The sequence below is a fragment of the Flavobacterium coralii genome (assembly GCF_019891545.1).
Lineage (GTDB): Bacteria > Bacteroidota > Bacteroidia > Flavobacteriales > Flavobacteriaceae > Flavobacterium > Flavobacterium coralii.
This window is the reverse complement of the sequence record NZ_JAHDIU010000046.1, coordinates 1-500: the sequence shown is the minus strand read 5'-3', so window position 1 is coordinate 500 and position 500 is coordinate 1. Positions and strand designations below refer to the sequence as shown.

The following is a 500-nucleotide window of genomic DNA, read 5'->3' as shown; positions in this document are numbered from 1 at the left end:
AGCTGCTCTACGTTCAGCTCTACGGTGGTGATGTCATAGCAACGGGTTATCGTTGTGGTGTTGGTCACCCTGATGTAGATGGTCTGCCCGTTTTCTACAGTGTTGGTGTAGGCGGTCGGGTCGGCTATCGGGTTGGTCTCGGTTGCGGCGTCTTCCATGCTTTCATAGTAGGCTACGCTGTAGTCTGTTGGGCTTTGCGGGCCCAGTACCTGCGGCTCTACCACGGTAAGGTCGAATACCAGGTAGCCGTCGTTGGTGCCGTCGTAGTCGCACTGGCTAAGGGCCGTGGCGTCGGTTACCGGGAAGGCGGTGGCGTCTTCTTCCACATACAGCTCCATCGGGGCCAGTATTTCACAGCCGGTGGTGTCGTTCTGCACGTATACCAGGATGGTTTGCGGTGAGCTGATGTTGGTGTACTGGTTCGGAAGGGCCTGGTTGTTGTCATAGGCGGCCTGGTCGAGGTAGAACCTTACGGTGTAGTCGTCCGGGTTAAGGCCTGC

The 500-nt window shown here is 57.4% G+C and carries 1 protein-coding gene; it reads right to left on the bottom strand.

Going from position 1 to position 500, the window contains the following annotated elements:
* On the bottom strand, positions 1-500 hold a 500-nt coding region (locus KJK34_RS15090; RefSeq protein ID WP_498366267.1), incomplete at both ends, for an FIDD domain-containing protein.